Here is a 23,235-nt window from a genome sequence, read left to right on the forward strand (position 1 = left end):
AAAATTATTAGATTGACCTTTGAGGGTTGATTGTTTGGAATTGTGAAAGTTGAAGAAAATGTCGATCACTATTTATAGTAAACCATCTTGTGTCCAATGTGATGCTACACGCCGCGCTTTTGATGCAAAAGGCATTCGTTATCGTGTTGTTGATATTTCCTGTGATGAACAAGCATACAGTTTTGTTCAATCTCTGGGGTATCGTCAGGTTCCTGTCGTTGTTTGTGGTGAAAATCATTGGTCTGGTTTTAGACCAGATATGATTAGTGGTCTTTGTGCTTAATGGGGCTTATTGTTTATTATTCGAGTGCAACGGGTAATACACAGCATTTTGTCTCGCAGCTTGGTCAACGACTCTTCAAAATTGATAAAAGAAAGCCTTCTGCATTGGTTGGTGAACCTTATGTACTGGTTGTTCCTACATATGCAGATGGTGAAGGAAGAGGGGCAGTGCCGAAAGCCGTTGTCCAGTTTCTTAATGAAGCTGAGAACCGAAAATTAATTTGTGGTGTTATTGGCGGTGGGAATCGTAATTTTGGTCGCTATTATAATTTAGCAAGTAAAATTATTGCTGAAAAATGTTGTGTACCTTGCCTTTATCGTTTTGAGCTGCGTGGAACTGATGAAGACGTTATTTATGTAAAAAAGGGATTGGAAATATTTTGGAAACAATTGGTATAGGACAATCGCAGAAATCGGATCAGATTACTGATTATCATGCGCTGAATGCAATGCTTAATCTTTATGATGAAAATGGTCATATTCAATTTGATATGGATCGGCTTGCCGCACGGCAATATTTTCTTCAGCATGTTAATCAAAATACAGTTTTTTTTCATAACCTGAAGGAAAAAATAGATTACTTAATAGAAGAAGGTTATTATGAAAAAGCTTTATTTGAGCTTTATGATTTTTCTTTTATTAAAAAACTTTTTAAACGTGCTTATGCATTTAAGTTTCGTTTTCCTACCTTTTTAGGCGCATTTAAGTATTATACCAGCTATACACTGAAGACTTTTGATGGGAAACGTTATCTTGAACGTTATGAAGATCGCGTCTGTCTTGTAGCTTTATATTTGGCACAAGGGAATAAAGCTCTTGCTGAAAATTTTGTGGATGAAATTATTACAGGACGTTTTCAACCGGCAACACCGACATTTTTAAATGCTGGGAAAAAACAACGAGGTGAATTGGTTTCGTGTTTTTTGCTACGTGTTGAAGATAATATGGAATCGATAGGTCGTGCGGTTAATTCGGCTTTGCAGCTTTCAAAACGTGGTGGAGGTGTGGCGCTTTGTTTAACGAATTTGCGGGAAGCAGGGGCACCAATTAAGCAAATAGAAAATCAGTCCTCAGGTGTTTTACCGGTGATGAAACTCTTGGAAGATTCTTTTTCTTATGCCAATCAGCTTGGGGCACGACAGGGGGCTGGAGCTGTTTATTTGCATGCTCATCATTTAGATATTATGAAATTTTTGGATACAAAGCGTGAAAATGCTGATGAAAAAGTTAGAATTAAAACGCTTTCGCTTGGTGTCGTTATTCCTGATATTACTTTTGAGCTTGCACGGAATAATGAGGATATGTATCTCTTCTCATCGTATGATATCGAGCGTGTGACAGGTAAGCCTTTTAGCGATATTTCTTTAACGGAGCATTATCGTTCTTTTGTTGATAATGCAAAGATTCGTAAAAAGAAAATAAGTGCACGCGTTTTTTTCCAGACATTAGCGGAAATTCAATTTGAGTCCGGTTATCCCTATATTTTATTTGAGGATACTGCTAATCGATCGAATCCGATAGCTGGGCGCATAAGTATGAGCAATTTATGTTCAGAAATTTTGCAGGTGAGTGAGGCGAGTGAACTGGAGACAGATTTAACTTATCGCACGATTGGAAGTGATATATCCTGTAATCTTGGATCCATGAATATTGCCAAAGCAATGGAAAGTCCTAATTTTGGACAGACCGTGGAATCTGCTGTTCGTGCTCTTACTGCTGTTTCGGATATGAGCAATATTGCCTGTGTGCCTTCCATTGCGAAAGGCAATGCTGAAAGTCATGCGATTGGTTTGGGACAAATGAATTTGCATGGGTTTCTAGCGCGTGAGCAGATCTATTATGGGTCTCCAGAAGCGATTGATTTTACCAATATCTATTTTTATATTGTGACATATCATGCCATACGGGCTTCCAATTTAATTGCGCACGAACGTCAAGAAATGTTTGCAGGGTTTGAAAAATCAGCTTATGCAGATGGAAGTTTTTTCGAAAAATATATTGAAAAAGAATGGAAACCGCAATTTGCGCTTGTGCAAGAGCTTTTTGCACGGAATAATATTGTTATCCCAGATCAAAAGGATTGGCAGGAACTCAAAAAATTAGTTATTGAGTATGGGCTTTATAACCGCAATTTGCAGGCAGTTCCACCTACGGGATCTATTTCCTATATTAATCATGCCACTTCTTCTATTCATCCAATTGCTTCAAAAATTGAAATTCGCAAAGAGGGAAAAATTGGACGCGTTTATTATCCCGCTCCTTATATGGATAATACGAATTTGAATTTTTACCAAGATGCTTATGAGATTGGCCCTGAAAAAATTATAGATACCTATGCTGCTGCAACACAGCATGTTGATCAAGGTCTTTCATTAACATTATTTTTTCCTGATACAGCGACCACACGTGATATTAACCGCGCACAAATTTATGCTTGGAAAAAGGGTATCAAGAGTATTTACTATGTACGGTTACGGCAAGTAGCATTAAGTGGAACGGAAGTTGATGGCTGTGTTTCTTGCAGTTTATAGGAGATCATCATATGACAAAGATTACAACCAAAAATCCTGTTGTGTGCGCTGTTAATTGGAATAGATTACATGATGAGAAGGATCTTGAAGTATGGAATCGCTTAACTGGGAATTTTTGGTTACCTGAGAAGGTTCCACTTTCCAATGACATTCCCTCATGGTCAAGCTTAACGGATGAAGAACGTAAATTGACAATTCGTGTTTTTACAGGACTAACGCTTTTAGATACAATTCAAAACACTGTAGGGGCCATTTCGCTTCTGGCTGATGCGATAACAGAGCATGAGGAGGCAGTTTTGACGAATATTGCCTTCATGGAAGCGGTTCATGCACGTTCTTATTCCTCTATTTTTTCAACCCTTTGTTCGACGGTAGAAGTTGATGACGCGTTTAGATGGTCAGAAGAAAATATTCATTTGCAGAAAAAGGCTAGATTAGTACTTGAGCGTTATGAAGCAAATGATCCACTTAAGAAAAAAATTGCTTCGACTTTGCTGGAAAGCTTTTTATTTTATTCTGGTTTTTATTTGCCCATGTATTGGGCCAGTCGCGCTAAGTTGACCAATACAGCAGACCTCATTCGACTAATCATTCGTGATGAAGCAGTCCATGGTTATTATATAGGTTATAAATTCCAATTGGGCTTTGCAAAGCTTGATGAAGCCAAAAGACAAGAAATTAAAGATTTTGCTTTTAACCTGCTCTTTGATCTTTATAACATTGAGTGCAAATATACTGAAGATCTTTATGATGCGCTTGGATTGACAGAAGATGTTAAAATTTTTCTTCATTATAATGCAAACAAGGCTTTAATGAATTTAGGTTTTGAAGCTCTTTTCCCCCCTGAGGTTTGTCGTGTTAATCCCGCTATTTTGGCAGCTTTATCACCAAACTCTGACGAAAATCACGACTTTTTTTCAGGGGCAGGTTCTTCTTATGTCATCGGCAAGGCGGTTGCTACCACGGATGATGATTGGGAATTTTAATGTTTGCATGCAAATAGAAGTGCGCGGGGTATTCCACTTAGATCTTTGCGCACTTCTAAACATTGAAAACCATTTTTTTCGAACAAATTGCAGACTTCATTTTCTTGAGAGAAACCAATTTCAACAGCGATATAGCCGTTTTCTTTTAAGTAGTTGGCTGCTTCATGGGCGAGTTTTCGATAAAAATCAAGTCCATCTTCTCCTCCTATCAGAGCGCGCAATGGGTCATGTAAGCGCACTTCTTTTGCAAGTTTTTTGATATCTTTTGCGGGAATATAAGGTGGATTGGAAACAATAAAATCAAAGCGATCTGCGACAGAAACAAACCAGTCGCTAAGAAGAGGTGTGAAGCGGTGTGCTACTTCAGCATTTTTTGCATTTTTTTTTGCTGTTCTAAGGGCATCTTCAGAAATATCGACTGCCACCGCATAGGATTGGGGAATTTGTTTAAGGAGTGCAATAGCAATGGCGCCACTTCCTGTTCCCATATCAAGGAATGTTGTTTTTCTCGAATTTTCGACCTGTTTTTGGAGAAAAGGGAGAACAAGATCTATCAGCGTTTCTGTATCAGGGCGAGGTTCTAACGTCTCTTGAGACAATGTAAAAGATATACCATAAAATTCTCGTGCTCCTATAATACGGTAAACGGGTTCGCCTGCAATACGCCGTTGTAAAGCTTGTTCTATTTGTATAATATGCTCAGAAGATAGATGCATATCTGGTTTAGAAATTCTTTCAGCAGCATTTATTCCTGTTATCCATTCAACGAGTATTTTCGCATCGAGATCGGCTTCAGCAATTCCTTTCGTGCGCAATTTTTCTTGCATTTGTTGGATGACATTCTTGAAAGAATATTTGCTCAATTATTATCCATTTCCATCAGCAGTGTTGTTTGATGATCTGAGATGAGTGCATGAAGAAGCTCATCAAGATCTCCCTCTAGAATGCGATCAAGCTTATACAAGGTTAGATTAATACGGTGATCCGTGACACGTCCTTGTGGAAAATTATAGGTACGAATACGTTCTGAGCGATCACCAGAACCAACTTGGCTTTTACGAGAAGCTGAACGTTCACTTTCCGCTTTTTGTCGTTCGATATCGAATAAGCGTGCCCGTAAAATTTGAAGGGCTCTTGCTCGGTTTTGATGTTGTGATTTTTCTGCTTGTACGACCATAATTCCTGTTGGAATATGCGTGATACGAACAGCTGAATCCGTTGTATTAACATGCTGTCCTCCTGCTCCGGATGCACGCATTGTGTCGATACGAATATCTTCAGGACGAATATCAATATCAATATCTTCAGCTTCTGGAAGCACAGCAACGGTAGCAGCAGATGTATGGATACGTCCACCTGTTTCTGTTTCAGGGATGCGTTGCACACGATGAACCCCTGATTCATATTTCAATTTAGAAAAGACACCTTTTCCTGAAATGGTAGCAATAATCTCTTTATATCCGCCAACTTCCCCCTCACTAAGTGAAATAACTTCTACTTTCCAATGGTGAGCATGGGCATAACGTTCATACATGCGGAAAAGATCACCGGAAAAAAGTGCTGCTTCTGATCCACCCGTTCCTGCACGAATTTCAACAATAGCGTTTTTTTCATCAGCAACATCTTTAGGCAAAAGCAGAATCTGGAGTTCTTTTTCAAATTGCTCTACTTTTTTATATAACGATGGTAGCTCTTCTTGGGCAAGATTACGCATCTCTATATCTGTTTGTTTATCGTTGATAATCGTTTCTAATTCTGTAATCTCTTCGTAAAGAGCATTTAATGCGCGTATAGAGGCAATAACGGGTTGTAGTTCTGCATATTCAGAAGCTAATTTGACATATGTTTCAGCATTTGGATTCGTCGTCATTTGGCTTTCAATTATTTCAAAGCGCTTTTCAAGCTGTCTCATACGATCTTGTGGCAAGGAAACCATGATAATATTGGCCTAATTTTTTATAATACAATTTTTTATAATATTTTGTTGCAATGATTTTTTGTTATAATATTGGCAATGAATTACCGTATAGCATCATACAAAGAGGGGTAATAAAGCAATTCTTTTTTTTTGCCAATGAAAACTATTATATTTTAAAGGTAAATTTTTATAAAATTTGATTTGCCTGAGGTCTTTTATCTAATGATATATGATCACTTTTTTAAGAGTTTTTTTTTCCGTAAAGTTCAAGGCGGTGATGAATAATATCATAGCCAAGAGATTTTGCAATTTCCTCTTGTAGCTTTTCAATAACATCAGAATGAAACTCGATGACTTGTCCTGTTTCTATATCAATGAGATGATCATGATGTTGCCCATCTGCTTGCTCAAAACGAGATGGACCACCACTAAAGCTATGGCGATGAATTGTTCCATTTCCTTCTAATATTTTCATGGTTCGATAAACAGTTGAGAGTGAAATATTCGAATCTATTTTGTTTGCACGCTGAAAAATTTCAAATGCATTGGGATGATCATTTGTATCAGTCAAAATATCAAGAATAACTCGTCGTTGACGTGTTACTCTTAAACCAGCGGTGCGCAATTCTTGCTCATAATTTCGCTTTTTATTCATTTGCATAATTTGCTTTTCAAATAAAGGCTCCATGACAGTGTTTGTATTTTTTCTCTGAACCGCAAGGACAACGCTCATTACGTCCAACTTTTCCCCATGTGGTTATATCGTTAGGGTCACGATCTTGTGGATTAACAAATCTATTTTCTTGTGATCGTGCCGATAAGGTGGGAGCATTTTCTTGACTTTGATCATTAAAGACAGAAGAAGCAGCATCAGTTTGCTCAGGTATGGTCGGTTCTGTGGGGTGTTGAATGATTTCAAAGCGCATAAGCTTAGAAGTGACAATTCGGCGCAAATTTCTCAACATACTTTGAAAGAGTTCAAATGATTCTGTCTTATATTCATTGAGCGGATCCCGCTGCGCATAACCACGAAAACCAACAACAGAACGCAAATGGTCTAAACTCACCAGATGTTCACGCCATAACGTGTCAATAGTTTCGAGCAATACTGCTTTGTGAAAATAAGCCATAACTTCTGGAGAATATCGTTCAGTACGCTCATTTTCAAGTTTTGTAACAGCATCTGATACACGCTCTAGAATTTGCTCCTCGGCAATTCCATCTTCTTTTGCCCATTCTTCCACTGGAAGCTCAAGATTAAAGAGTTGTTGAAGCTCTTCTTCAAGAGTTTTTGCATCCCATTTTTCAGAATATGTCCCTGATGGAATATAAGCCTCTACGAGATCCTCTACGACTTCATTGCGCATTTCAAGGATCATTTCTGATAAATCATCTGCGTTCATGACCTCCATACGCTGTTCAAAAATAACCTTGCGTTGATCATTCATGACATCATCATATTTTAGCAGATTTTTACGAATTTCAAAGTTTCGTGCTTCGACCTTTTTTTGTGCTTTTTCAAGGGCTTTATTAATCCATGGATGGATAATAGCTTCATTTTCTTTCAATCCAAGTTTTTGCAGCATACCATCCATACGGTTAGAGCCAAAGATACGCATAAGATCATCTTGAAGAGAGAGAAAGAATTTTGAGCGACCAGGATCGCCTTGGCGACCAGAACGTCCACGAAGCTGGTTATCAATACGACGGCTTTCATGACGTTCAGTAGCGATAACGTAAAGCCCTCCAGCCGCTAAAGCTTTTTCTTTAAGCTTCTGAACATCTTTTTTTATTTCTTCAATTTTAGCTGTCCGCTCTGGACCTTCGGGGATATCCTGTAACTCTTGTCGGATGCGCATTTCAACATTACCACCAAGCTGTATATCCGTACCGCGTCCTGCCATGTTGGTTGCAATGGTGAGAGCTCTAGGAACGCCTGCTTGCGCAATGATATATGCTTCTTGTTCGTGATAGCGAGCATTTAAGACTCTAAAATCGGTAATGCCTTCTTTTCGCAAACGCTCTGCCAATTGTTCTGACTTTTCAATAGAGGTTGTTCCAACAAGAATAGGCTGTTCTTTTTCGTGCGCTTGACGGATATCACGCACAATTGCCCGATATTTCTCTTCTGCTGTTCGATAAATCTCATCATCTTCATCAATACGTTGTATTGGCAAATTTGTAGGGATTTCGACAACGTCAAGACCATAAATATTTCTGAATTCTTCGGCTTCTGTTGTTGCAGTTCCAGTCATGCCAGATAATTTCCTATACATACGGAAGTAATTTTGGAAAGTGATGGAAGCAAGTGTCTGGTTTTCTGGTTGAATAGCAACATGCTCTTTAGCTTCTAACGCTTGATGAAGTCCTTCAGAATAACGCCGCCCAGGCATCATTCGCCCTGTAAATTCGTCAATAATAACGATTTCATCATTGCGAACAATGTAATCTTTATCGCGAGCAAACAGTTTATGAGCTTTTAGAGCATTATTGACATGATGAACGATAGCGACATTTTCTATGTCATAAAGACTCTCACCTTTAAGATGCCCAGCTTGTTCGAGCATTTTTTCAATTTTTTCAGTACCAACTTCGGTAAAGGTCGTTGTTTTTTGTTTTTCGTCTATTTCATAGTCTTCTGGAGTTAAGGCAGGAATAAATGTATCAATAAGGTTATAGAAGTCAGTACGATCTTCTAGAGGACCAGAAATAATAAGGGGGGTACGGGCTTCATCAATAAGAATCGAATCAACTTCATCGACAATTGCGTAATGATGTCCACGTTGGACCATTTGACTACGATCGAAGGCCATATTATCACGCAAATAATCAAAACCTAGTTCATTATTTGTGGCATAGGTGATGTCGCATGCATAGGCCTCTCGGCGGGCATCACTATCAAGATCATGAAGAATCACGCCTGTTGTAAGCCCTAGAAAACTAAAAATTTTTCCCATTGTTTCAGCATCACGACTGGCGAGATAATCGTTTACTGTCACAACATGAACGCCTTTACCTTCCAATGCATTGAGATAAATTGGTAGAGTTGCCATTAAGGTTTTACCTTCACCAGTACGCATTTCAGCTATGCCGCAATCGTGAAGGACCATTCCACCAATAAGTTGTACGTCAAAAGGACGCATGTCATAAACACGTTTTGCGGCTTCACGAACAGTCGCGAAAGCTTCTGGTAAGAGCAAATCAACACTTTCACCTTCACTAAGACGTTTACGAAAGGCATCTGTTTTTTGGCAAAGCTGCTCATCACTTAATTTTACGAATTGTTCTTCCAAAGCATTAATTTGTGCAACTTTTTGGCGGAGTGCTTTGAGATGTCGCTCATGAGCTGAACCAAAAAACTTACGGGCAAAAACACCTAAACTGACCATCTCTGGCCCTTTCTTTTAATTGTTGTCACTCTTGTTGGGAAATTCATATGCTCTCCCCATACTCTACATTTCCTTCAAGTTGTCTGATATCATTGGAGACATCATGAAATGCAGATGGTACCATTATACTTGCTGGTGTGCAATTTTTCACTCTAATTGTAAAGTAGAGATAAGAGGCTAAGCGCTTTATGTCAACTTTAAGTATGCTATTTAACTGATACAATACAAAGTAATTTAAGATACAATATGTCATTTTTCTCTATTATCATGTTTTTCATCTGCATTAGATAGGATTGGAGAAACTGAGATAAAAGGATGATTTTATACTTTTTTAAAATAAAATTACTAATTTATTTCTCTATGTTTAAAGATTAAAGTGTTATGGTAAAGAAAATTGGAATCTTGAACCTGCCTTCATTTTTAAGGAGTATATTTATGAAATTTAACTTTATCACGCTTTTTTTAGCATCAACTTTATTGGCAAGTACAAGTTTAGGGGTGAGTGCTCAAGAAGGTTTGAATTCATCGTCGAGTGATTTAAAGACTTTAGAGAAAGCTTCTGAAAAAGCCGTTTCTCCTTCTCATGTTATGGCGGTTATTGATGGGAAAAATATTACAGCAGGCCAATTGGATGATTTAGCGCTTGAAATAAATCCTAATTTAGCACGTTTTCCTGATGAACAACGCCGTATGATGGTTTTAAAAGCTTATTTAGATATGCAGGCACTCGCAAAAGCAGCAAGAAGCAAGGGTCTTGATAAGACAGAAGCTTACGATAAACGTATGGCAGTCATGCGTGACAATGTTCTTCAACAGCTTTATTTTAAACAGGAGATTGTTGATAAAATATCGGATACTGATTTGGAAGCTCTTTATAAGCAAGAAGTTGCTGCTTTACCTAAAGAGGATGAGGTTAAAGCGCGTCATATTTTGGTCAAAACGAGAAAAGAAGCAGAAGCTATCATTAAGCATTTAAATAAAGGCGAAAATTTTGAAGAGATTGCAAAGAAAAGTTCAACAGATGGTTCTGCTGCCGTTGGGGGTGATCTTGGTTATTTTAGCCATGGTCAAATGGTCAAGCCTTTTGAAGATGCCGCATTTGGTTTGAAAGTTGGCGAATACACAAAACAACCCGTTGAAAGTCCTTTTGGTTGGCATATTATTAAATTAGAAGATCGTCGTGTAAAACAACCGCCTGCATTTGATGATGTTAAAGAGATGTTGCGGACACAGCTAATAAAAAAGCGCTATCAAGAACTGATTGTTGATTTGCGTAGCAAGATAGATGTGAAATACCCTGATCCTAATGTTACAAAAATCATGGAATCGCTTCATCAAAATGGGACGCTACTTCCCGATGAGACATCAGATGAAGAAGATACGGAATAGCTAGGAAAAATAAGTAGATAGCCTCTTTAATAGATAATTTGCTAGGTTAGTTTTGTTCAAAAAGCCTAGCAGTTTTCTATGAGAGGTTATTGATCTGCAATCATTTCATTTTTTTATAGAAAGCATATTGTGGTTTTGAAAATCTCTCCTTTGTCGCCTCAAAAGATCCAAGAGCTTTCTCCATTATCTGGTGTACGGATAGCAACAGCTGAAGCTGGGATTAAATATAAAGATCGTACAGATCTTCTTTTCATCATATTCGATAAGCCAGTGAGTGTGGCCGGTGTTTTTACTCGTTCAAAATGTCCATCTGCCCCTGTAGAGCATTGTCGTGCATCGCTTCCTCATGGGGTTGCGAGGGGCGTTGTTGTGAATTCTGGAAATGCAAATGCTTTTACAGGAAGCAAAGGAAAGCACACAACCGATGCAATTATTTGTGCAGCAGCGAACGCTTTAAAGGTTAGAGAAGATGAAATTTTTATAGCTTCTACGGGTGTTATTGGTGAGCCAATGGATGCATCGGGTATTGTCAATCTTTTACCAAGTATGGCAGAGACAGCAGAAGAGGGCAATTGGTTGGAAGCTGCAAAAGCCATAATGACAACGGACACATTTCCAAAACTTGCGACGCGCACTTTTGACTGTGGGGGAGAGCGTGTTACCATTAATGGAATTGCAAAAGGTTCTGGTATGATTGCACCAGATATGGCGACAATGCTGTCATTTGTGGTTAGTGATGCGACTATTTCTTCGGATGCACTCCAATCCATGTTATCAGAGGCAGTTGAGGGTTCTTTCAATTCAATTACTGTTGATAGCGATACCTCAACTTCAGATACGCTTATGTTGTTTGCGACAGGAAAAGAACATTTTCCATGTCTTACAAGTAAATCTGATCCGCGTTATAGGGTTTTTGTGAAACAATTGAGTGCACTTCTGCATGAACTTGCACTACAAGTTGTTTGTGATGGTGAAGGTGCTCGTCATTTAATTGAGGTTAATGTGATGGGCGCTACAACAAACAATGCAGCTAAAACTATTGCTTTATCAATTGCAAATTCACCGCTCGTAAAAACGGCTATTGCCGGTGAAGATGCGAATTGGGGGCGGGTCGTTATGGCAGTTGGGAAGGCCGGTGTTGAAGTCGATCGTGATCTATTGACGATTTGGTTTGGTGAGCATCGTGTGGCCGTGAATGGCGTACGAGATCCTGAGTATTGTGAAGAGACAATAGGTGCTTATATGCAAGGTAAACACATCACAATTCGTGTTGATATCGGTTTGGGTAAGAGCACGGCGACGGTTTGGTCTTGCGATTTAACAAAAGAGTACGTTATGATCAATAGCGATTACAGAAGTTAATGGATGCACTTTATATTTAACAGCTTATTATTTTTCAGAGCAAATGGGGTATGTGAGCTCTTTTAGGAGCAGAGGGGATATGATAGGAAAGTCAGTTATTTTTATGTTCCCTATTGGGGAGTGATATGTGTATGAAAAGTTCTATTCTTCTTGTTGTTGCATGCGCATTGTTCGATCAGAATAATCGTGTTTTGCTTACACAGCGTCCTGAAGGAAAATCACTGGCTGGTTTATGGGAGTTTCCTGGTGGCAAGGTTGAGCAAGGTGAAACTCCGGAAGCATCATTGATTCGTGAATTAGAGGAAGAGCTTGGTATTTATGTTCAACCAAATAATTTACACCCTTTAACATTTGCAAGTCATAACTATAAAACATTTCATCTCTTAATGCCATTGTATCTTTGTGACCATTATGAGGGTGTTGCGCAAGGACGAGAGGGGCAAAATTTAGAATGGGTTTTTATTAATGATCTTGATAAATACTCTATGCCTGATGCTGATAAACCATTGGTTCAGGTATTGAAAAATCATCTTCTTTAATGTGTTATAAGAAGAAAATATAATTCAATATATTGATTTAAAATGATAATTTATAATTTTTTATGTTGAATGGGGAAGTCCAGAGTCGTAAAAAACTTTCTCATTTCAAATCTGTTTTATGTTAAATTAATCAAAACCATTCTTTTGCACGTTCCAAGCGGGGAGGGTTATGTGGATAAAATTATTTAAGAAAGAAATAAAATACGTGCTGAAAGAACACTCTCCAATAGCCAAGGGTTATCGCAACATTGAGAATTGGCAAAGTGTATAATGATGTCTTTACACGATTCATAAGTATAAAGATAGTGGTAGACAATGTATGTTATACTTTTCACGTGTATCATTGTGAGATGGGTTTGGGTGCACTGAGAGGTATAAGGGGTATTTATTTCATGAGATATCGATAATAGGAAAAATTTCAAAAAATGTTGCTTTTGATTAAGAGGGGTACGTTCTTTACGTAATGTAGAATGGCATTGTGTTGCATATTCACGAGCTTTTTTAAAAGAGGCACCTCGCAATGCTCCAAAGCCCATTTCGCGACGGTGCCCGGAATGATATAACGTTAAAGCCCCTATGGAAATAATGTAAAATCTATTGAGCGCCACTATCTTTACGCTTATGAAGAAGTAAGCTGGTCCCAATATTACGATAGCTCTTGGCATTTGAGGGCATTCAGAAGGAATATTTTTCTTTTCATAATCATTTTTACTTATACATCAATTACGCTTGTGATGAACAGACAAGCGGCTTTGATTGATCCAACATAAAAACAGATTTGAAATAAAAAATTTTACGATATTTAGAATGCTTGACGTAGAGTGAATGATGGATAATTATCCTTATAAATCAATATATTGTATAATAAAACATTCAATTAATTTTTTATAGGAGGCATGTATGAAGTTTCTTGAATTGGACGGCGTTTTGCGATGGGATATTGATTTTTTTTAGCGATACGCGTAATTGATTTTTCCAATGGCTCAATCATAACGTCCATAGAAAAACCATTTGCGTGAATAATATTTGCGTGATCGACCATAATAGCAACATGATCTTTCCAAAAAATTAAATCGCCTCGTTGAAGTTTATCAGTATCTGTAAGAGGACTGCCTATAGTTTCTTGCTGCATATCGGTATCACGTAAAACTATTTGATCGGTCATCATCATAGAGAGCTGAATGAGTCCCGAACAATCAATTCCAAAACCGCTGACACCACCCCAAAGATAAGGTGTACGGATAAAGGTTTCTGCAACTGTGACATAATCTTCATATACGCGTCCAATGGGGCTGAGATGGCTCGTAATGATTGCTGTTCCATTTTCAAGAATAGAATACATTGTGTCACGGACTTCAATTTCATCAACAACACTGACTTTGCTTCCCATAGATAAAGGGGACACTATTGGTCCACGTAAGTCAGCGTGTAAATATTTAAATGTACGTGGTACTGAAACCACATGTGTTTGTTTTATGATTGATGTACAAAGAACTTTTGTATCAATATAACCAACATAACCATCTTTGAGTGATTGTCCCCACGACATTGTTTCCCCTTGTTCAAAAATGAGAAGTTCTTCTCCGAATAAGCATTCTGTTTGTCTTTCACTTTTTTTACTATTTTCTTTAAAAAGTCCAGCGACCGCTGTATTAACACGTCTTTTTTCACCTTGAACAAAGCGCTGAGCTGTAATTTCTGTTTCAAGACGTTGATCTGCTAGATCATCTCTGAATGCATGAAGTCTTGGGTCTTTAGAGATCATCTTTTTGCTTTCCATTTTGTTACTTCTTACCTTTAAACAAACTCATGAAAGCTGTATTGGTAAGATTTTTATCCTCAAACAAAACTAAGAACACTGTGTAAGACCAATTATTCTTTAAGCTGCAAAATTGTCTATTTTTTTGAATATTGTGTGTCAAACTTCATTTTTAAAAATATTATAAAGGGCACGAATAGTTTGTGCTGATCCACCAATAGGGTATCCTGGTTTTTCTTTTGGAATCCATCCATAAAGGTCAAAATGCGCAAAATGTTCAGCTTTTTCAACAAAAGAATTAAGAAATAAAGCAGCTGTTATAGAACCAGCAAAGCTATTTCCAGTTACATTGTTAAGATCAGCAATTGGTGATGATAACATTTCTTGGTAAGGTTTCCAAAGGGGCATTTGCCAAAGAGGATCAAAGACAGCGTGAGCAGATTCAGAAATTTGTTGTGCCCATATTGAATCATTACAATAAAATGCGGGAAGATCTGGTCCTAATGCTATACGCGCTGCCCCTGTTAAAGTAGCCATACAAAGCATGAATTGTGGACTTTCTTCATCACCATAGGCGAGTGCATCGGCAAGGACAAGACGCCCTTCAGCATCTGTATTACCTACTTCAACACTTAAACCTTTACGACTTCTGAGGATATCACTTGGTCGGTAAGCATTCGCAGAAATTGCATTTTCTACAGCTGGAATCAAAATACGTAGACGGAAAGGCAATTTTGCATCCATGATAAGTTTAGCCAATCCCAAAACGTTTGCTCCACCCCCCATGTCTTTTTTCATAAGCAACATGTTATTGGCTGATTTAATATCGAGTCCTCCAGTATCAAAAGTTACGCCTTTGCCCACCAACGTTATTTTAGGATGATGTTCTTTCCCCCAGAGTAACTCAATCAGTCGTGGTGCAGTGCTGCCTGCTCGTCCTACAGCATGAATCATCGGAAAGTTATGGGTTAAGAGATCATCTCCACAAATACTTTTGATGTGAGCACCGTAGGTTTTTCCTAGTTTTCGAGCTTCTTTTTCGAGAGCATCAGGGGTCATATCATTGGCTGGAATATTAATGAGATCACGGACGAAAAAGACAGCTTCATAAATTCGTTGGAGTTCATTAAGATCAACGGCCTCATTGACATGGATGGATAATGATTTGAAAGAAGAATTTTGACGATAGCGATTAAATTGATAGCTACCGAATGCTAATCCAAGATAGGTATTTATTTCATCAGAGGTTGTACCTTCTAAATGCCATTGACCAGCAGGAAGTTTTTGAGCAAGAACTCCTGTGATAAAAGGATCGCTATTATTGCCAATTCCAAATAAAACTTTTTTTAAATGCCCCGTTTCGTGAGGAACAAAGAGTATTTGTCCCGCTTTTCCAGTAAAGTCATTAACTTTTATCCATGCTGTTGTTGACGCATCAAGTGATAAGTTAGCAAGATTTCTTTGGTTTACCAAGATGATAGGGCAACTGTTATCGATACGCGTTGAGGTAAAATGAATGTGGTGGTGCTGCATAGTTATGAGATCCTTATAGTCGTCTAAGTGCGACATATTCGACCAAATGATTTTTTCCCTTTCGTAGAATGAGATTGGACCGTGGTCGTGTTGGCAATATATTTTCCTGTAAATTTTTTAAATTAATCGTTTGCCAAAGATCCTCAGCGATTTTTGAGGCTTCTTTTTCATTGAGGTGGGCATAACGATGAAAATAGGATTCAGGATTTTGAAAAGTTGTTTTACGCAAACGTTTAAAGCGCTCCAAATACCAGTGACGAATGACTTCTGTTTCGGCATCGACATAGATTGAAAAATCAAAAAAATCTGATACGAAAGGAATAGCTTTTCCATCTTTAGGAAGATCACTGACCTGTAATACATTAATACCTTCAACAATTAAAATATCAGGACGATCGATGGTAATTGTCTGATTTTCTAGAACATCATAGGTCATATGTGAGTAAAGTGGGGCACGGACATTTCCGATACCTGCTTTTATAGCCGAAAGAAAGCACAGCAGCTTTTTAATGTCATAGGAATCAGGAAATCCTTTACGATTCATACGATTTTTTTGCTGTAAGATTGCGTTAGGATAGAGAAAACCATCCGTTGTGATTAGATCAACTTTAAGACTAGATGTCCAACGTTTCAACAGTTCTTGAAGAATGCGAGCCGTGGTTGATTTTCCTACAGCTACAGAACCAGCAATTCCAATAATAAAGGGCGTTTTTCTACTCTCTTCTTGATGGAGAAACTGCTGACGTTTGTGGAAAAGTTCCTGTACTGCTTCAACATGGCATGATAACAGACGCGATAAAGAAAGATAAATGCGTTGGACTTCTTTAAGATCGATAGGATCATCAATAGAGCGTAAACGCTTAATTTCATCAAAAGTCAAAGTAAGAGGTGTGTCTTCACGAAACTCTGACCATTCTTGTGCAGTAAAAACACGATAGGGTGAATATCGGTCAGAAACAGATTTGACCAGATTATCTTTCTGATTAATTTTTTGTATAGTTGTATCAATCATTTGTATTTGTCGAGATTTTTTTGCAGCAGCAATTGATTAAGAGCAGACAGAAGAGCGGCTTTATTTTCAAATAAATTTTGTTTTGCATGCTCTCTTCTTTTAAGATAATAGATCATTTTTCATTAACTTATAGTCCAGTCATTCCAGTTTGCACGGATTTGTGCTAATGCGTGCCCTTGCGCCAAAAAAGCCCATAAAAGTAGACGCGCTTTTACGGCTGATAAATAACCAGACATGAGAGCACCAGAAGCAATCATATCGATTTCGGAGCCTTTATAGCCATAAGTTATACGAGTTGTTGAGCCATTACAACAACGACTAGCAATAATGATTGGTATTTTTTGTGCATATTGTTGTACAAGGTCTGCTTCTTGAAAACTACAGTGCCCCGCACCAAAACCAGCAATAACAACTCCAGCATAATACCCACTTTCAAGGCATAGTTTCATTAATTGTGCACCAGATGATAAAGAGGAATAGAGGAGTGCAATTTGATGATCATGATTTTGGGGAAGATCAAACGTTGTCGGAAAAAATTTTCGATCATTGAAATAAATAAGTTTTCCCTCTAAAATAGTTCCTAAAACACCTGCAAGACCTGATTGAAATGTTTCGACTTTGACGGTATGGCTTTTATAGAGCCAATAAGGTGAATGAATTGCATCATTTATGACAACGAGAACGCCCCTGTTACGACTTTGTGTGGCTGCTGCGACACGAGTGGCTGCTAAAATGTTTGCGGGGCCATCCGCGCCTGCTTCATGAGGCATGCGCATAGCGCCGGTTATGATGAGTGGTTCAGCCTCCTTCCAATAAAGAGAAAGAAAAAAAGCTGTTTCTTCCAGAGTATCAGTCCCTTGTGTTAAAACAATACCTTCTGCACCAGCGTTTATTTGTTGTTTTGCCCACTTAATTATTTCAAAAAGCATTTGAAACGATAAAGATCCACTTGGTATTTGCATTAATGTTTGTGCATGAATATCAGCAACGTTATTTAAATCAGGAACACTTTTTATAAGGTTATCTGAAGTTAAAGTCGGTTGCATGTGACCAAAACTATCAGCAGTCATTGCAATTGTTCCACCTAAGGTCCCTATGGCTATTTTTTTCATAATTTTCCTCTAAAAAGCACAAACTGTTTATATAAAGCTATTTAGCAGTAATTTACATTGACAACAATGATATCATTTTTCCATTTTCAACAAATTGAGTTATGCTGAATCATTGTGTTTTGCTGTATATGTTCTTAAATAGGACAATAGTAATTGAGTTTTACATTGTATGAAAAGAAATCAATATTAAAAAGTAAAGTTAATATTAAGGAGTTTCCTTATGACAGAACATAAGCCAGACATAATGTATGGTACAACAATTATTACGGTACGAAAAGGTGGAAAAGTCGTGATGGCCGGTGATGGTCAGGTCTCTCTTGGACAGACAATTATGAAAGGCAATGCACGTAAAGTGCGTCGTCTTGGAAAGAACGGAGTGGTTATTGCTGGTTTTGCAGGTGCTACGGCAGATGCTTTTACATTACTGGAGAGATTGGAAACAAAGCTTGAACAATATCCTGATCAGCTTATGCGTGCCTGTGTAGAACTTGCAAAAGATTGGCGAACAGATCGCTATTTGCGTCGTCTCGAAGCAATGATGCTCGTGGCTGATAAGAAAGTAACTTTGGCTTTAACAGGGCTTGGTGATGTCTTAGAACCAGAAGATGGGGTTATGGCAATTGGCTCTGGAGGAAATTTTGCTCTTTCAGCAGCGCGTGCACTCATGGATTTGGATTTGGATGCAGAAACTATTGCTCGTAAAGCTATGGCTATTGCCGCTAAAATTTGTGTTTACACCAATGATCATTTTACGATTGAAACATTGGATGCAGAATTATCTTCTTTAGAGAAAGCTATTTAAATGTGTGTTGTATTTTCCCCTCGTGAGACTGTTTCTGAACTTGATCGTTTTATTATTGGCCAAAATGATGCCAAACGCTCTGTAGCTATTGCATTGCGCAATCGGTGGCGTAGGCAACAGCTTGATGAGCCGATGCGTGAAGAAGTTATGCCAAAAAATATTTTAATGATAGGGCCAACAGGTGTTGGTAAAACAGGAATCGCACGTCGATTAGCAAAACTTTCTGGAGCACCCTTCGTTAAAGTAGAAGCGACGAAATTTACTGAAGTTGGTTATGTGGGACGTGATGTTGAGCAAATTATTCGAGATCTTGTTGAAATTGCCATTTCTCTTGTACGTGAAAAGAAACGAGATGAAATAAAAGAAAAGGCTCACGTGAATGCTGAAGAGCGCGTTTTAGACGCCCTTGTTGGTAAAACAGCAAGTCCTGCTACCCGTGATAGTTTTCGTAAAAAATTGCGTGAAGGTGAGCTGGATGAGAAAGAGATTGAAATTGAAGTCGCCGATAATAATAGCAATAGTGCTTCAACCTTTGATATTCCTGGTATGCCTGGGGCACAAATGGGTATTATGAATTTATCAGATATTTTGGGCAAAATGGGCAGTCGTACAAAAGTCCGTAAGACGACGGTAAAGGATTCTTTTAAACCGCTCATTGATGATGAATCTGAAAAACTCCTTGATCAGGAGCAAATTATTCAAGAGGCGCTTCGTGTTGCTGAAAATGATGGTATTGTTTTTATTGATGAGATTGATAAAATTGCAACTCGAGACGGTGGAGCCAGTGCTGCGATTTCGCGTGAGGGCGTTCAACGTGATCTTTTGCCTTTGGTGGAAGGAACAACAATTGCTACAAAATATGGGCAAATCAAAACAGATCATATTCTTTTTATTGCCTCAGGTGCATTTCATGTTTCCAAGCCATCTGATTTATTACCCGAACTTCAAGGACGTTTGCCCATCCGTGTGGAGCTCAATCCTTTAACAAGGGAAGATTTACGACGCATTCTAACAGAACCAGAAGCCAGTTTGATTAAACAATATATTGCTCTTATGGCAACGGAAGAGGTTCATTTGGAAATTACCGATGATGCAATTGATGCTTTAGCAGATATTGCTGTAGATTTAAATGCAAGGATTGAAAATATAGGGGCACGTCGTTTGCAAACAGTGATGGAGCGCGTTTTGGATGAGATTTCTTTTACGGCGCCAGATAAAGCTGGAACATCGTTTAAAATTGATGCTGCTTACGTAAGAAAATCTATTGGCGAGCTTGCTGCTGATATCGATCTTTCCCGTTTTATTCTTTGAAAGTTATTGCTTGTTTTGTTTATCTGCGCGCTTCGATAATTTTGAAACCATGGGCTTGTTCATGTATCAACACTGTGCGGAAAATATTTTTTAATAATGTTTCATAAGGCAGGTGGCGGTTTGCAACAAAAAGCAGACTGCCGCTTGGTTTTAAGCACTTTGCAGCATTTATAATAAAATTTTTTCCTAATGAAACATCTGTCGTTTGTTGTGTGTGAAACGGTGGATTTGAAATGATTGTGTCATATAGATTTGTGATAGGTTCATGTACAAGGTCATGCCAATAAAAATGAATTGGAAAAGGAGCTGTTATGGATTTAAGGTGCCGTTTTGCTGCTCTCAAAGCGTTGTAGTCGGCTTCATAAAGGTCTAGAGCGGTGAGTTTTTCACTTCTTTCAAGTGCAACGTGAGAAAGATAGCCCCATCCAGCACCAAAATCAGCCGTTTTTCCAGAAATAACTTTGAACATATAAGACGCAAGCGCAGCAGATCCTGGATCAATACGTCCGTGTGAGAACATACCAGAAGCGGTTTGAAATTTACCAAAAGTGAGCGGTGGTGAGCGCAATTGCGCAATGTTATGTCTCTCAATTTGTTGAGGAACTTGCAACCAAAATACAAGACCATGATTTTTAGATAATTTATTGGTGATGGGAACAATTGTTTTGACCCATTTCATCATTGAAGCAGCACCAGCAGTTTTATTCCCACTGATTACAATCCATCCATTGGGTTTAACGCATTCTAATAAATCAAGAAAACAATTTTGGTTCAAACCACGATATTTGCTCAAATGTAAAAATGCACCATCATAGCTGAAGGTTTTATCTATTTGAGGAGAGCAGTGAAATTGAGTATCGACAAATTTTAAAAAATCTGGTCGCCAAGGCGTAATAACTCTTAAATTTTGTGCCCATTCTTGAGTTGGGATTTCTGTTAAACCAAAACTTAGCCAACACTGGTTTGGATCAGGATACGGGAGTTCATGATTTTCAAAAGGCAAAAATAATAACACATATGACTCTTTCAAAGAAAAAAATGCCACTCCAATATTGGGATGGCATTTCATGATACGATAAGAAGAAAAACTTACTCTTCTTTTTTCTTACGGCGGCGCTTATTTTCAGGTTGTTTTTTTTCATCCACGCACTTTTCTTCATTCATCGCTTTATCACCGGTGATTTCCTTTCCGGTTGTTTGATCAACGACCTTCATTGATAACCGAACTTTTCCACGCTCATCAAAGCCCATTAATTTAACCCAAACTTTGTCACCTTCTTTTACAATATCGGTTGTTTTGCTGACGCGTTCTGATGCAAGCTGAGAGATATGAACGAGTCCATCACGAGAACCAAAGAAGTTTATAAATGCACCAAATTCTGCAGTTTTTACAACTGTTCCTTGGTAGATAGCACCAACTTCAGGCTCATCGACAATAGAATGGATCCAGCGTTTTGCCGCTTCAATGGTTTTAGCATCAGCAGAAGCAATTTTAATGGTACCATCATCTTCAATATTAATTTTTGCTCCAGTTTGTTCCACGATTTCCCGAATAACTTTACCACCAGAGCCGATAACATCACGGATTTTATCGACAGAAATATTCATAACTTCGATTCGTGGAGAAAATTCACTCAGCTCAGCACGTGCACTGGTTAAAGCTTTCGCCATCTCATTAAGGATATGAATTCGGCCTCCTTTGGCTTGTTCAAGCGCGATTTTCATAATCTCTTCGGTAATACCATCAATTTTGATATCCATTTGCAAGGCAGTAATACCATTTTCTGTTCCTGCGACTTTAAAATCCATATCTCCAAGATGATCTTCATCCCCTAAAATATCAGAAAGAACAGCAAAGCGTTCTCCTTCTTTAATCAAGCCCATAGCAATACCAGCAACAGGGCGTGCTAGAGGAACACCAGCATCCATAAGAGCAAGTGAGGTTCCACAAACCGTTGCCATAGAAGAAGAGCCATTGGATTCAGTGATTTCTGAGACAGCACGAATGGTATAAGGAAAAGATTCTTTCGTTGGCAACATGGGGTGAATTGCCCGCCATGCCAATTTACCATGTCCAATTTCACGACGACCAGGAGAACCAAGGCGTCCCGTTTCACCCACTGAAAATGGTGGGAAATTGTAATGGAGAAGGAATGTTTCCTTATACATTCCCGTTAAGGAATCAACATATTGTTCATCTTCACCAGTTCCTAGCGTTGCAACGACAATAGCTTGTGTTTCTCCACGGGTAAAGAGTGCTGATCCATGTGTGCGGGGTAAAATACTTACTTCTGATTGGATAGGGCGCACGGTAGAAAGATTGCGTCCATCAATCCGCTTTTGGGTATCAAGAATGTTCCCACGAACAATTTTTGCTTGCAACTGTTTAAATACGGTTGCAATTTGATCTGTACTAAATTGACAGTCTTTTTCTGTTTCTGGCATAAATTTATTGAGGATTTCTGTCTTTAGTGCATCAATTGCAGCATAACGTTCTTGCTTATCAGTAATTGTGTAAGCCTTTCGTATATCCTGTTCTGCCATTTTCTGCATCGCTTTTTCAAGTTCAGAAAGATCTTCAGGAACAAAATCACGAGGATCTTTTGCAGCAACTTCAGCAAGCTTTATAATGGCATCAAGGACAGGTTGAAGGCCTTGGTGACCAAACATCACGGCCCCCAACATGATATCTTCCGGTAATTCTTGTGCTTCTGATTCAACCATCAAAACAGCACTTTCTGTTCCAGCAACAACAAGATCAAGTTTTGATTCAGGCATTTCATCGATATGAGGATTAAGAACATATTGTCCATTACAATAGCCAACGCGTGCACCAGCTATAGGTCCCATGAAAGGAACACCTGACAGGGTCAATGCGGCAGAAGATGCAATCATCGCAAGGATATCGGGATTGTTTTCGAGATCATGCTGTATAACGGAAACAATAACTTGTGTATCATTTTTATATCCCTCAACGAAAAGGGGACGAATTGGGCGATCAATCAAACGTGAAACCAAAGTTTCATTTTCACTTGGTCGACTTTCACGTTTTAAATAGCCCCCAGGTATTCTACCAACAGCATAGAATTTTTCTTGATAATTAACAGTGAGTGGAAAAAAGTCCTGGTCTGGTTTTGGGTTTTTGGCCGATACAACGGTTGCTAAGACAATAGTTTCTCCATAGGTAGCAATCACTGCACCATCAGCTTGACGCGCTATTTTCCCTGTCTCAAGGGTGAGAGGACGCCCAGCCCATTCAATTTCTATCTTGTGCGTTTTGAACATTTTTTATCCTTAATGACCAGTGTTT

19 protein-coding genes are annotated in these 23,235 nt (G+C 38.5%); 9 read left to right on the forward strand and 10 right to left on the reverse strand.

What is annotated here, in order from left to right:
- Positions 1–58 precede the first annotated feature (58 nt).
- From nrdH to nrdF, 4 genes are read left to right on the forward strand one after another with little or no spacing between them, the layout of a single operon-like run.
- Positions 59–283: a glutaredoxin-like protein NrdH gene (nrdH, locus tag ACFIK7_RS09485; protein WP_273790608.1), complete on the forward strand. Its 225-nt coding sequence runs from the start codon at positions 59–61 to the stop codon at positions 281–283.
- Positions 283–681, forward strand: a complete 399-nt coding sequence (gene nrdI / locus ACFIK7_RS09490; RefSeq protein WP_273790607.1) for a class Ib ribonucleoside-diphosphate reductase assembly flavoprotein NrdI — start codon at positions 283–285, stop codon at positions 679–681. The genes nrdH and nrdI overlap by 1 nt, the downstream gene beginning before the upstream one ends.
- Entirely contained in the window at positions 663–2,813 is a 2,151-nt protein-coding gene (nrdE, locus tag ACFIK7_RS09495) for a class 1b ribonucleoside-diphosphate reductase subunit alpha (RefSeq protein WP_375654446.1), read from the forward strand. Before nrdI ends, nrdE begins: the two co-directional genes overlap by 19 nt.
- 11 nt (positions 2,814–2,824) lie before the next feature.
- Entirely contained in the window at positions 2,825–3,799 is a 975-nt protein-coding gene (nrdF, locus tag ACFIK7_RS09500; protein WP_273722534.1) for a class 1b ribonucleoside-diphosphate reductase subunit beta, read from the forward strand.
- Here nrdF and prmC read toward each other — a convergent pair.
- The 4 genes from prmC to secA all read right to left on the reverse strand — a co-directional run bounded on the left by prmC (position 3,796) and on the right by secA (position 9,106).
- Positions 3,796–4,662, reverse strand: coding sequence for a peptide chain release factor N(5)-glutamine methyltransferase (gene prmC, locus ACFIK7_RS09505; protein ID WP_375663282.1), 867 nt, complete (start codon positions 4,660–4,662; stop codon positions 3,796–3,798). The genes nrdF and prmC overlap by 4 nt on opposite strands.
- Entirely contained in the window at positions 4,659–5,735 is a 1,077-nt protein-coding gene (prfA, locus tag ACFIK7_RS09510) for a peptide chain release factor 1 (RefSeq protein WP_375631085.1), read from the reverse strand. Before prfA ends, prmC begins: the two co-directional genes overlap by 4 nt.
- Positions 5,736–5,958: 223 nt before the next feature.
- Positions 5,959–6,450, reverse strand: a complete 492-nt coding sequence (locus tag ACFIK7_RS09515; RefSeq protein ID WP_273790603.1) for a Fur family transcriptional regulator — start codon at positions 6,448–6,450, stop codon at positions 5,959–5,961.
- Positions 6,389–9,106, reverse strand: a complete 2,718-nt coding sequence (gene secA, locus ACFIK7_RS09520) for a preprotein translocase subunit SecA (protein ID WP_375631084.1) — start codon at positions 9,104–9,106, stop codon at positions 6,389–6,391. Before secA ends, ACFIK7_RS09515 begins: the two co-directional genes overlap by 62 nt.
- Before the next feature lie 435 nt (positions 9,107–9,541).
- Here secA and ACFIK7_RS09525 point away from each other — a divergent pair, with 435 nt between their 5' ends.
- From ACFIK7_RS09525 to mutT, 3 genes are all read left to right on the forward strand, one after another.
- The gene (locus ACFIK7_RS09525; protein ID WP_273790601.1) at positions 9,542–10,495 is read left to right on the forward strand and encodes a peptidylprolyl isomerase; all 954 of its coding nucleotides are present in this window, start codon (positions 9,542–9,544) and stop codon (positions 10,493–10,495) included.
- A gap of 129 nt (positions 10,496–10,624) precedes the next feature.
- Positions 10,625–11,857, forward strand: a complete 1,233-nt coding sequence (argJ, locus tag ACFIK7_RS09530) for a bifunctional glutamate N-acetyltransferase/amino-acid acetyltransferase ArgJ (protein WP_273790600.1) — start codon at positions 10,625–10,627, stop codon at positions 11,855–11,857.
- A gap of 125 nt (positions 11,858–11,982) precedes the next feature.
- Positions 11,983–12,396 (forward strand): 8-oxo-dGTP diphosphatase MutT, encoded by a 414-nt coding sequence (gene mutT / locus ACFIK7_RS09535; protein ID WP_375631082.1) that lies wholly within the window; start codon positions 11,983–11,985, stop codon positions 12,394–12,396.
- An 877-nt stretch (positions 12,397–13,273) separates the two neighbouring features.
- Here mutT and ACFIK7_RS09540 read toward each other — a convergent pair.
- The 4 genes from ACFIK7_RS09540 to ACFIK7_RS09555 form a co-directional block, all read right to left on the reverse strand.
- A complete protein-coding gene (locus tag ACFIK7_RS09540; RefSeq protein WP_375663297.1) occupies positions 13,274–14,161 on the reverse strand; it encodes an NlpC/P60 family protein in 888 nt (295 codons plus the stop codon).
- A gap of 153 nt (positions 14,162–14,314) precedes the next feature.
- The gene (locus tag ACFIK7_RS09545; protein ID WP_375663283.1) at positions 14,315–15,688 is read right to left on the reverse strand and encodes a M17 family metallopeptidase; all 1,374 of its coding nucleotides are present in this window, start codon (positions 15,686–15,688) and stop codon (positions 14,315–14,317) included.
- Between the two features lie 13 nt (positions 15,689–15,701).
- Positions 15,702–16,700 (reverse strand): type I pantothenate kinase, encoded by a 999-nt coding sequence (coaA, locus tag ACFIK7_RS09550; protein WP_273790598.1) that lies wholly within the window; start codon positions 16,698–16,700, stop codon positions 15,702–15,704.
- Positions 16,701–16,822: 122 nt separating this feature from the next.
- Positions 16,823–17,812 (reverse strand): asparaginase, encoded by a 990-nt coding sequence (locus tag ACFIK7_RS09555; RefSeq protein ID WP_375631080.1) that lies wholly within the window; start codon positions 17,810–17,812, stop codon positions 16,823–16,825.
- 220 nt (positions 17,813–18,032) lie between these two features.
- On the opposite strand from ACFIK7_RS09555, the gene hslV reads away from it, so the two are divergent.
- Both hslV and hslU read left to right on the forward strand, forming a co-directional pair.
- Positions 18,033–18,614, forward strand: coding sequence for an ATP-dependent protease subunit HslV (gene hslV, locus ACFIK7_RS09560; RefSeq protein ID WP_012754621.1), 582 nt, complete (start codon positions 18,033–18,035; stop codon positions 18,612–18,614).
- Positions 18,615–19,925 carry an ATP-dependent protease ATPase subunit HslU gene (hslU, locus tag ACFIK7_RS09565; RefSeq protein WP_375631079.1) on the forward strand — a complete coding sequence of 437 codons (1,311 nt, stop codon included), beginning with the start codon at positions 18,615–18,617 and terminating at the stop codon, positions 19,923–19,925.
- Between the two features lie 19 nt (positions 19,926–19,944).
- On the opposite strand, the gene ACFIK7_RS09570 is transcribed toward hslU, so the two are convergent.
- On the reverse strand, positions 19,945–20,940 hold the full coding sequence (locus ACFIK7_RS09570; RefSeq protein ID WP_375663284.1) for a class I SAM-dependent methyltransferase: 996 nt from the start codon (positions 20,938–20,940) through the stop codon (positions 19,945–19,947).
- 74 nt (positions 20,941–21,014) lie between these two features.
- Positions 21,015–23,210, reverse strand: a complete 2,196-nt coding sequence (gene pnp, locus ACFIK7_RS09575) for a polyribonucleotide nucleotidyltransferase (RefSeq protein WP_375663285.1) — start codon at positions 23,208–23,210, stop codon at positions 21,015–21,017.
- Between the last annotated feature and the right edge of the window lie 25 nt (positions 23,211–23,235).

This window comes from Bartonella sp. CL266QHHD (genome assembly GCF_042195355.1).
In the GTDB taxonomy this organism is placed as follows: Bacteria; Pseudomonadota; Alphaproteobacteria; order Rhizobiales; family Rhizobiaceae; genus Bartonella.

Bases quoted from the DNA above. Each gene is read 5' to 3' on its own strand.
- nrdH (WP_273790608.1), top strand. From the start codon at position 59: ATGTCGATCACTATTTATAGTAAACCATCTTGTGTCCAATGTGATGCT.
- nrdI (WP_273790607.1), top strand. From the start codon at position 283: ATGGGGCTTATTGTTTATTATTCGAGTGCAACGGGTAATACACAGCAT.
- nrdF (WP_273722534.1), top strand. From the start codon at position 2,825: ATGACAAAGATTACAACCAAAAATCCTGTTGTGTGCGCTGTTAATTGG.
- prfA (WP_375631085.1), bottom strand. From the start codon at position 5,735: ATGGTTTCCTTGCCACAAGATCGTATGAGACAGCTTGAAAAGCGCTTT.
- ACFIK7_RS09515 (WP_273790603.1), bottom strand. From the start codon at position 6,450: ATGAGCGTTGTCCTTGCGGTTCAGAGAAAAAATACAAACACTGTCATG.
- secA (WP_375631084.1), bottom strand. From the start codon at position 9,106: ATGGTCAGTTTAGGTGTTTTTGCCCGTAAGTTTTTTGGTTCAGCTCAT.
- ACFIK7_RS09525 (WP_273790601.1), top strand. From the start codon at position 9,542: ATGAAATTTAACTTTATCACGCTTTTTTTAGCATCAACTTTATTGGCA.
- mutT (WP_375631082.1), top strand. From the start codon at position 11,983: ATGTGTATGAAAAGTTCTATTCTTCTTGTTGTTGCATGCGCATTGTTC.
- ACFIK7_RS09540 (WP_375663297.1), bottom strand. From the start codon at position 14,161: ATGATCTCTAAAGACCCAAGACTTCATGCATTCAGAGATGATCTAGCA.
- ACFIK7_RS09545 (WP_375663283.1), bottom strand. From the start codon at position 15,688: ATGCAGCACCACCACATTCATTTTACCTCAACGCGTATCGATAACAGT.
- coaA (WP_273790598.1), bottom strand. From the start codon at position 16,700: ATGATTGATACAACTATACAAAAAATTAATCAGAAAGATAATCTGGTC.
- ACFIK7_RS09555 (WP_375631080.1), bottom strand. From the start codon at position 17,812: ATGAAAAAAATAGCCATAGGGACCTTAGGTGGAACAATTGCAATGACT.
- hslV (WP_012754621.1), top strand. From the start codon at position 18,033: ATGACAGAACATAAGCCAGACATAATGTATGGTACAACAATTATTACG.
- hslU (WP_375631079.1), top strand. From the start codon at position 18,615: ATGTGTGTTGTATTTTCCCCTCGTGAGACTGTTTCTGAACTTGATCGT.
- pnp (WP_375663285.1), bottom strand. From the start codon at position 23,210: ATGTTCAAAACGCACAAGATAGAAATTGAATGGGCTGGGCGTCCTCTC.